The organism is Roseibium sp. RKSG952, from assembly GCF_009711355.1.
The window spans coordinates 1-8,554 of record NZ_SMMF01000774.1 but is presented as its reverse complement, the minus strand read 5'-3'; the positions used below and the strand labels follow the sequence as shown (position 1 = coordinate 8,554).

General features: G+C 56.8%; 8 protein-coding genes. 3 read left to right on the top strand and 5 right to left on the bottom strand.

What is annotated here, in order from left to right; genetic code table 11:
• Positions 1–171 precede the first annotated feature (171 nt).
• Both E1297_RS06300 and E1297_RS06295 read right to left on the bottom strand, forming a co-directional pair.
• On the bottom strand, positions 172–591 hold the full coding sequence (locus tag E1297_RS06300) for a hypothetical protein (protein ID WP_155135364.1): 420 nt from the start codon (positions 589–591) through the stop codon (positions 172–174).
• A gap of 450 nt (positions 592–1,041) precedes the next feature.
• Positions 1,042–2,079, bottom strand: coding sequence for a DNA-processing protein DprA (locus E1297_RS06295; RefSeq protein ID WP_196223218.1), 1,038 nt, complete (start codon positions 2,077–2,079; stop codon positions 1,042–1,044).
• Positions 2,080–2,229: 150 nt separating this feature from the next.
• On the opposite strand from E1297_RS06295, the gene E1297_RS06290 reads away from it, so the two are divergent.
• Positions 2,230–3,303, top strand: a complete 1,074-nt coding sequence (locus E1297_RS06290) for a DNA cytosine methyltransferase (protein WP_155135360.1) — start codon at positions 2,230–2,232, stop codon at positions 3,301–3,303.
• A 39-nt stretch (positions 3,304–3,342) separates the two neighbouring features.
• On the opposite strand, the gene E1297_RS06285 is transcribed toward E1297_RS06290, so the two are convergent.
• Entirely contained in the window at positions 3,343–4,770 is a 1,428-nt protein-coding gene (locus E1297_RS06285) for a hypothetical protein (RefSeq protein WP_155135358.1), read from the bottom strand.
• Positions 4,771–5,294: 524 nt separating this feature from the next.
• Between E1297_RS06285 and E1297_RS06280 the strand changes: the two genes are divergently transcribed.
• Positions 5,295–6,644 (top strand): DUF882 domain-containing protein, encoded by a 1,350-nt coding sequence (locus E1297_RS06280; RefSeq protein WP_244327659.1) that lies wholly within the window; start codon positions 5,295–5,297, stop codon positions 6,642–6,644.
• Between the two features lie 12 nt (positions 6,645–6,656).
• On the opposite strand, the gene E1297_RS06275 is transcribed toward E1297_RS06280, so the two are convergent.
• Complete coding sequence (locus tag E1297_RS06275; RefSeq protein ID WP_155135356.1) at positions 6,657–7,046, bottom strand: hypothetical protein; 390 nt, start codon at positions 7,044–7,046, stop codon at positions 6,657–6,659.
• 227 nt (positions 7,047–7,273) lie between these two features.
• On the opposite strand from E1297_RS06275, the gene E1297_RS06270 reads away from it, so the two are divergent.
• A complete protein-coding gene (locus tag E1297_RS06270) occupies positions 7,274–7,882 on the top strand; it encodes a thymidine kinase (protein WP_244327658.1) in 609 nt (202 codons plus the stop codon).
• A gap of 7 nt (positions 7,883–7,889) precedes the next feature.
• Here E1297_RS06270 and cutA read toward each other — a convergent pair whose 3' ends face one another.
• Entirely contained in the window at positions 7,890–8,249 is a 360-nt protein-coding gene (gene cutA, locus E1297_RS06265; RefSeq protein ID WP_196223217.1) for a divalent cation tolerance protein CutA, read from the bottom strand.
• Positions 8,250–8,554: the final 305 nt, after the last annotated feature.

Below are 8,554 nucleotides of genomic sequence, written 5' to 3'. Positions count from 1 at the left end.
GCTTGGTTTTCGCAGCTCTGTTTGTCAAGTGAACCACATTCGGCGCAGGTTTGTAGGGCAATATGTTGAAGAGCAACGGGGTAAATCTTGATACCGCGCTGCGCGAGCTGCACTCTTGACCCCTTCCTGAAGGAAGGGGTTTGTCAGCGCTTCTGGATCAAAAGATGACGCTTATGCATTCTTACTGCCCACCAGCGAAGCGACAATACCCGAGATTGTGTCTGAAAGTTGTTCGAAGGTTTGATTTCCGGCTTCCGAATTCACCCATCCGTCCTCGAAGTCGTGATTGAGATAGAAAAGGTCCGGATCGCGGCCGCTCATCGGGAAGCGGACAACCTTCCCGTCCTTGACGAGATTATGAAGCTTGGCTTGAACGCTGCGCTTTTGCAGGCCAACTTCCGATGCGACATTCTCAGCGGTAGGTTTATCGCGGCTGCGGTTTTGAATAGTCGAAATGGCAGCGAGGATCATGCCTTCGCTGTGGTCGCGCGATTCCATGAACTGTTCCGCGAGTGCTTTGCCACTGACGATGAGCTGAGACAGCGCAAGAATTTGCCGGGCAGTCATCTTCGCCTTGTAATCAGTCGCCATGTATTCGTCTCCTCATGCGTGTATATAGTGACTTCATGCCGCTTGCTCCTTTTCTAAGCGTTATCGATGGTGCGAAGCTGTTGAGACGTAGGTGGCGGGGGCATGGTTGTCATGCTGGCTGGCCTTGATGCCTCAGGTCGCTGTGCCCCTCGCTGCCGTCCCTGAATGACCGCTGATTACGCGATGTCCTTGATGGCTTTGCAAGGCGACGTAGGCGCTATGGGGTACGCAGGGGACTGGCAATTTAAAAAATGGTGGGGGTGAGATGGCGTTATGCCTTGACTTGCTCATTACGCAGTGGACTCGCTAATTAGACGGATTCAATTTGAAAACGCCGGGCGCAGCGTGCTTTCGGCGCGGGTCGTCGTTGAGCCTAGCGGGGTTTATGTCCGGCGCGATGGGGTAAGGTGGTGGTGCCATCGTCTTCGGTGCGATTGGCAAGGGAGGGATTCAGGCGACCTTTGGAAGTGATGAAGCGCTCTTCGCCGCCGCCGGCATCATAATTTCAAGCTCCTGTTCCACCTGGAGGTAGGCATCCCGGCTCGCGATAGCGGTCGCGAGCGGCTGTTCCTCGCGCTCGTCGACCTCGTCGATGATCTTCTGGGAGAAATCGGCCCAGCGCACGAAGTCCGAGCCATTGCTTTGAGCGAGAAGCCGGGGGACCTCGTTGAGCGGATCGGACTGGAATTTCCCCGGAATGCCGGGGACGTAGATTGGCTTTCCTTGATGGGTGGCGTATCGGACCGAATGCATGGTTCCGCTCTTACGTGCCGCCTGCATGACGAAGGTGGCGACCGAAAGCCCGGTGATGAGGCGGTTCCTCTTGATGAGGGTCGCCCTGTCGGCGTCGCGTCCGCAGGGCTGTTCGGAGATAACGAGACCTCCGTTCCCCGCGATCTCCACTGCCATGTCGAGTTCGTGATCGTTACGGTAGGTGTCGATACCGGAACCGATCACCGCAACGGTCGGCTTACCGACCTCGAGGGCCGCTCGGTGGGAGATTTGATCAATACCGGAGGCAAGGCCGCTAACGATGGTCCAGTCGCGGCTCGCGAAATACTGCGCCATGCGGTGCGTCGCGGTCTGTCCGAACTCAGAGGCCGCTCTCGCTCCTACGAACGCGATCGATCTGCGAATGACACCGAGATCGCCGCACACCCTCAACACCAGCGGCATGTCCGGAATGTGAAGGAGTTGCTCCGGATAGAGTTCGTCCAGAAAGCAGACGACATCGGCGCCGACTTCTTTCACGCCCTCGATCTCGCGCCGAGCCTTGCCGTTCGCTTCCTGCAGCGCCGCGTTGTCGTTGCGAAGAAGATCCCGAACGGTGACGTTCGCAATACCCTTGAACTCTTCGTCTTCCGCTGTTCTTAGGGCATCGAGATCGGCAAATTTCTCGGCGATCCCGCGCGCCGTCACTGCGCCGAGGCCCTTGATGCCTAGCAGGGTGAGCAAGCCTTCAGATGTTCCGAATTCAAGATTCTTCATGTTCGTCGTCCGAGTTACCTTTATGGGATTCAACACCGGAGCAGGGCGAAAGACAATACCATTTACGGCGGCGTCAGGATTTATCTTGCCTGAATCCTTGCTCGAAGCGATCATTCGAAAGGTGCGATGTATATCTCAAAAGGATTCGATATGGATAGCGTCGAATTGTTCGGCGGGTGCGGAGGACTTGCGCTCGGAATCGGAAAGGCGGGCTTTCGCTCGCTCGCGATCGTTGAGATGGATTGCGAGGCATCGGGAACGCTTCGCGCGAACGGCGGGCATTTCGGTCATGCGCCGGGAGTTCTTTGCCAGGATGTAGGCACCGTGGACTGGACGAAATATTGCGGGGTGGATCTTGTGGCTGGAGGGCCTCCGTGCCAGCCATTCTCCGGGGGAGGCGTCGGTGCCGGAAATCTGGATCCGAGGGACAAATGGCCGGAGGCGATCAGGGCGGTCCGTGAGATCAGGCCGCGCGCCTTCCTCTTTGAGAACGTAAAGGGATTGATGCGAAAGAAGTTCGAGGACTATCGAAATTCGGTCGTGCGGGCTCTCGAAGACGAGGGATACAAAGTGGTGTTGGCTCTGGTGGATGCGGCCGACTACGGCGTTCCCCAGCGTCGTCACAGGGTGTTCTTCCTGGGTGTCAGGGCCGATCTGGGCATCGCTCCGACTGCTCCACGGAAGACCCACTCACTAGAGAGGTTGGTATGGGACAAGTGGGTCGACGGCACCTATTGGGAACGCGTCGGCATAACGGCATTGAACGGCATCGGTGTCAGCCCGCGGGAGAAACAGATACTGAGGAAGCTCAAGCGCGCCGGGGAACGCCCTGCCCTCCTCCCGTGGAAAACGGTTCGCGAGGCTCTGCTGCCGTTAGGAGACCCCGACGGCGTGAACGGTCACGTTCACAAGGAGGGGGCGAGAACCTATCCGGGTCACACGGGAAGCCCACTCGACCTCCCTTCGAAAGCGATTAAGGCCGGTGTCCATGGAGTTCCAGGCGGCGAAAACATGTTCGTGAGGGATGACGGGAGCGTTCGTTACTACACCGTTCGCGAGGCGGCCGAGATACAAGGGTTTCCGGCGGGATTCGAACTTTCCGGGGCGTGGGGAACGGTCATGAAGCAGATCGGCAACGCCGTGCCAGTCGCTCTCGGCAAGGTCATGGCAACAAGTCTCGCGACCGCGATTTCGAAGGGATCGACGATGCCGAAGGTGGCTTAAGCGTCGCCTTCGTATTTGGCTTCGGGGAGTTTCTCAAGTTCAAGAAGAAACCTGGAAACCACCGCGTCCGGCATCGCGCTCAAGACATCCGTCACCTCCGGCGCGTCTGCTTCGACCTGCTCCTGCTTCAATGGCATCGTCGATTTCTCCATCCGTATATCCTTCATTCTTAGCCGCCGCCACAAGGGCCTGTTCGTAGGACACGTTCATTGCGCCCGGATCGCGCCCGGTTAGATGTCCATAAAGCTCCTTCTCGGGATACCAGAGCGTTGCCTGCAAGTCAGCTGGACTCATCGAATATCCCTTAAGCCGCAAAATGTCAACAGACTGACGCGTCACCGCACGCATCCGGCGTCTCTCGTTGCCGTTCCTCGGGGTATCCACGGTTCCGACCAGGGATTCGTAGACAGCCTTCGCGGGATTAGCCCATCCGAGGGCCGTCTTGATCTCGAGGATCTGGTCGTTGGTACGGCCTTTTTCCAGTTCCGCCCGCCGACGTCGGCTCCATAGGTGGTTGAGCTTCTTGGTGTAGTTCGCAAGCTCCTCCGGATCGAGGGCTCGGATCTCGGAGGGCTTGAGGGCGAGTCCCGCATCCCGGAGTACCTTAGTCATCTTCTCCGAGCGGAGGGACTTCCGAATACCCGCCGTGAGTTTCGTAAGGGCGGCCTTCGGAATCTCGCGCTTCACCAGCGTTCCGGTGTATCTGCCCCACATGCGCATGAACCAGAGATCGATCGTCACTGGATCGTGGTTGCCCATGAGGTTTTGAAAGAAGCCGTTTCCGATCTTGGGTCCGAAGATCATCGATCCGTGGACGACCTCGTCGTTCAGCTCAGCGCCGCCGATGTTGATGCTGAATCCCTCTGCGACGCGTCTGATCTCGCCCATGGTAAAGCGCTTCATTAGGAACGCTTCCAGACGGCTGAGATCGCCGCCGAACGTCTTGAGGGCGAGATTGAAGCGTTGCAGGTTCCTGAGCACCGATTGCGCTTTCGGACCGTAGGACGCATCGACGAAACGGCCGTGTCTCTTGAATTGTTCGTACTGCTCGAGGGCGTACCTGACATTTTCGAAGACCTTGATGTTCTGGGAGGTTATCGACAACGCCGCAAAGAAGACGACGCGGGCTTCGGAGGCGGATTTGAACGGAGAAACCACGCATTCCTCGTCGACTAGCTCGGGGTGTATGAGACCGGCAACGGAAAGGGCGTTGTCGATGCTGTCGGTGTACCAGTTCAGGGAGCTTGACCCGTTTCCACTGATGGCGCGGATCGCTTCCGCCGCCATCAGTTCGGCGATCCGGCGATCATCGCCGTTGGGCCGCTCCTTCTCGACGCGATCCGCAGTCTCCTGAATGAGGGCCGCCGCCTCCTGGTTGCTCAGGCGCTTCTTCGGAGCGGGCGAGGACAGGAGCTTGCCGATATAGGTGTCAGGGAGAATCTCGTAGTCGATTTGGGATTTGATCATCGGGATATGGTGTCGTCTGGAGTGTTGTGTCGTCGAGACTGATGGAGGTTGAAGAAACGAACAAACGCCGAATTCAGTGGTGGTATTGGCTGCGGTTCTGCGGGGCTAGGACAAGGGTGTCGTGGGTAGCAAGAATGGCAGCCGCCTCGGACGAGATGAACCAGGCGTCGTTCGTGGCCCCAAAACGAGAACGCTGATGCGCTCCGTGCCGCATATGGGGTAGTACAGACTCTTCGGGGTGGCCTCCTTAACGTCTTCCCCTCCCTGCAGAAGGGGCGTCGCGCTTCTGGATCATTACGGATCCCCTCCTTCGCTTATTCGAATCCTTGCACGACGCAAAGCCCGACACAAACTTTATTGACCGCCGAAGGATTCGAGGTCAAAATTATTTCAATTGTTGCGAATGGGGCACATTCGGGCGGAAATCCTTGGAGCCGCTGAAGTCCCGACCAATGCCCGTTTTCGGATGATCCGGGCACGGCCGCACCGACGGCTCAAGACGATCGGAAAGAGGGACTGAGGATTTGAAGCTGTTTCGCCCCTTGATCATGGCCGCGCTTGCTCTCGCCTTCTCGCTGGAGGTCGCAGCGGCAAATTCGGACAGGTCTCTCTCGCTCTGCAACACGAATACGCGTGAATCCCTGGACATCACGTATTTTCGCAACGGCTCGTACGACGAGAGAGCTTTAAGGAAGCTCAATTGGTTCCTTCGCGACTGGCGGCGAAGCGAGGCGACGAAAATGGACCCTCTTCTGTTCGATCTTGTTCACGAGGTGTACGGGCGATCCGGAGCCTCGGCGTGCATTTACGTCCATTCGGGGTATCGGTCGAAGGTGACGAACGAGGGTCTAAGGAAACGCAGCTCGGGGGTCGCCCGCAACAGCCAGCACATTCAGGGCAAGGCGATGGATTTCAGGATCCCGGGCATCGATACATCGAGACTGCGCGAGATCGCAATGAAGCTCCAAGTTGGCGGTGTCGGATACTATCCAAGGTCTGCGTCGCCCTTCGTGCATCTGGATGTCTCACGCGTTCGTCATTGGCCCAGGATGTCGTCGAAGCAATTGGCCAAACTGTTCCCGGACGGGAAAACCATTCACGTACCTTCTAACGGGAGGCCGTTGGAGGGGTATAAGGCGGCAATGGCCGAACTTGATAAGGTTCCGAGGGCGGCGCGGATCAATGGAACGGAAGCTCCGGCCAAGAGCGTTGGGTCGGGGAAAAATCTCTTCGCGCGGATATTTAGCGGGGGTCGGTCGTCGAAGCCGGACGCGGAGGATCAGGTCCGGTCTTCGGCATCCTTTGCTTCGAATACTCAGGCCGAGAAGCGTTCGCCGGATTCCTCCGCCTTGGTTCTTGTCCTGGCGACCCCTCATCCGAAACCGGATCGCGAGCCGCCGATTTCTGTAGCGACAGCCTACGCGCCGGCATCGTCCGTCGTCGACAAGGCATCTTCGGGTGCCTCGCCGTTCGAGGCCCTCCTCGGGACGTCGAGTGCGGATCGGTTAATTTCAGGGTCCGAGATCCTGTCGGCTTCCGGGGAGTTTTTCGATTCGAGCGAATTCAAGGAAATGGACAATCTCCTAGTGGTGACCGCGCTTACGAATATCCGGGGCGCCTCGACGAATCCACTGGGTGTCGATTTTCTTGAGGACATAGCGGTCAATGGGATCCCGGACCTTACGTCCGTCATTTTCACGCCGCGTACAGCGGATAGTTGGATCCCTCCTCTCGCCGCGCCGTCAGGGATTTCTCCCGTAGAACTGGCGAAGGCCCGCCTGCGCAAGAAACTGCTGGATAGGGAGTATGGCATTCAGCCGTACGCGTTCGAGAGCTGGGTCGCCTCTCAAGGGAACATCGGATACGACCCTTAAGTAAAAGCAACCTCAGAACTTCACGGTCGGACGTCGACCGAGGGACGGGTCCTTGTGCTTGGCGATCTGAAAAATCGTCTGGACGGTCATGCCTGAGAGTTCTAGCTCGCTTCTGTTCAGGTAACGATTCTCGAGGAAGCCGTCGATGCTGTACTCGTCCCCGTCACAGGCGAAAAGCCAGACGTGATCCATTTCCTCGCCGCGCATGCGGACGGCCCTGAAGTAAACGCCGCTCACTTGCGCCTGGTACACGTTCTCGCAATCGGGATCGTCGATCTCCTCGCCCTTCCGGCGGTAGCAAAACGCTTCGTTGCCGTCGTCCGTGTCTAGAAGAAGAATGGAGGGGCCGTCCTTCATGGCGTTCTTGAAGGCATTGGAGAAGATGGTGAAGTCCTTGCTCATTGTACCGATCTCACTTGTCGATTTCGCACCTGCTAACAAAAGGATGGTCGAAACCTAAGATTTTTAGAAGGGCCTGCATTAAACGTGTATTTTCGCTTGTGAATGGGGTGTTTGCGCGCCGGCGAGGCTAGTCAAAGCAATTGTTTTCTTGCTAATCGCGAGGTCTGGCGACATCCTTTTGGTGAAGGTTGAATCAGTTTGAACGGGGAGTTTCCAGGTTGGCAAAAATGTACTTTTTCTATTCGGTCATGAATGCCGGCAAGACGACTCTTCTGTTGCAGACCGCTCATAACTATCGGGAGAACGGTGGTCGCGTCCTAGTAATCACGAGCGCGATGGACAACCGCTCCGGCGTGGGTGTCGTCTCTTCGAGGATTGGCCTGAAGGCGGAGGCCGCTGCCCTTTCGACGGGGGACGATCTGTTTGACTTCGTGGCAAGGGAAAACGATCGGGATCCGGTAACCGCCGTTTTGATGGATGAGGTTCAGTTCATGAGCCGGGATCAGATATGGCAGGCATCGGATGTCGTGGACGAGTTGAATATCCCTGTCTTGGCCTACGGCCTGAAGAACAACTATCAGGGCGACATCTTTTCCCCGGCCGTTTCCGCTCTCTTGGCGTTGTCGGACAAGATTAGCGAGTGCAAGCAGCTCTGTCACTGCGGCGCAAAAGCCACGATGATTCTCAAGTACGACGCATCCGGTGTTCCGATCAAGTCCGGCGACGTCGTGGAGATAGGCGGCGAGGAGAAATACGTCTCAGTGTGCAGGAAGCACTGGAAAAAGGGAGATATCGGCGAGGCGGCAAGGAGCCGGATCGCTCCAAAAGCCGCTTGATCGGTACTTAGTGGGCGAGAGAGAGTTTCTGGCTCTTCGCTGCCGGAATGTGCGAAGACCCGCATTGCTCTGCGACCCAGTGGTCGACGCGGCGGCTGACGGCTATGGGGTAAGCGCAGGTTCGGAATTCAAGTTCCGGGTGCATTTCCGTGATGGCCGACATCACCTTCGGGTAGAGATCCCCGGTTGTCTTGAACGTGACCTTCACTGATTTGGATTGTCGAGGAATTCCGTCAACCATCGAGAACGTTAAAACCCCGTCCTCGAGATCCGCGCTTGCGACGATTCCTTCGAGCAGGCATGTGGCTATTATCTCTTCAGCTATCTCTTTGGAATCGCACACGGATTGAATGGCCATTACGCTCATGTCTTCTTGCATCCTCTTGTGTTTGATGGATGCTTAAATGCAAAAGATTACGAAATCAATGCCACATGGGTCCCTTTTGGTAATCGTGGGCGTGAAATTGCGTTTAACGTGACTTTGAGTATCCGAAGCGTGTCGAAAACCGTTTCTTGGGCGTTGAATAAATTGAAGAATTTATTACTTGGGTTTTCTTAACCATTATCTCAAAAGTTTTCAAGGAAAACGGTGATCCAGAAGCGCGGCAAACCCCTTCCCTCAAGGAGGGGTCAAGAGCGCGGCTCGCGCAGCGCGGTATCAAGATTTACTCC

What these genes read in the sequence shown, in the direction of transcription:
- E1297_RS06300 (WP_155135364.1), bottom strand. Translation starts at nt 591, where the DNA reads ATGGCGACTGATTACAAGGCGAAGATGACTGCCCGGCAAATTCTTGCG.
- E1297_RS06295 (WP_196223218.1), bottom strand. Translation starts at nt 2,079, where the DNA reads ATGAAGAATCTTGAATTCGGAACATCTGAAGGCTTGCTCACCCTGCTA.
- E1297_RS06290 (WP_155135360.1), top strand. Translation starts at nt 2,230, where the DNA reads ATGGATAGCGTCGAATTGTTCGGCGGGTGCGGAGGACTTGCGCTCGGA.
- E1297_RS06285 (WP_155135358.1), bottom strand. Translation starts at nt 4,770, where the DNA reads ATGATCAAATCCCAAATCGACTACGAGATTCTCCCTGACACCTATATC.
- E1297_RS06275 (WP_155135356.1), bottom strand. Translation starts at nt 7,046, where the DNA reads ATGAGCAAGGACTTCACCATCTTCTCCAATGCCTTCAAGAACGCCATG.
- E1297_RS06270 (WP_244327658.1), top strand. Translation starts at nt 7,274, where the DNA reads ATGTACTTTTTCTATTCGGTCATGAATGCCGGCAAGACGACTCTTCTG.
- cutA (WP_196223217.1), bottom strand. Translation starts at nt 8,249, where the DNA reads ATGAGCGTAATGGCCATTCAATCCGTGTGCGATTCCAAAGAGATAGCT.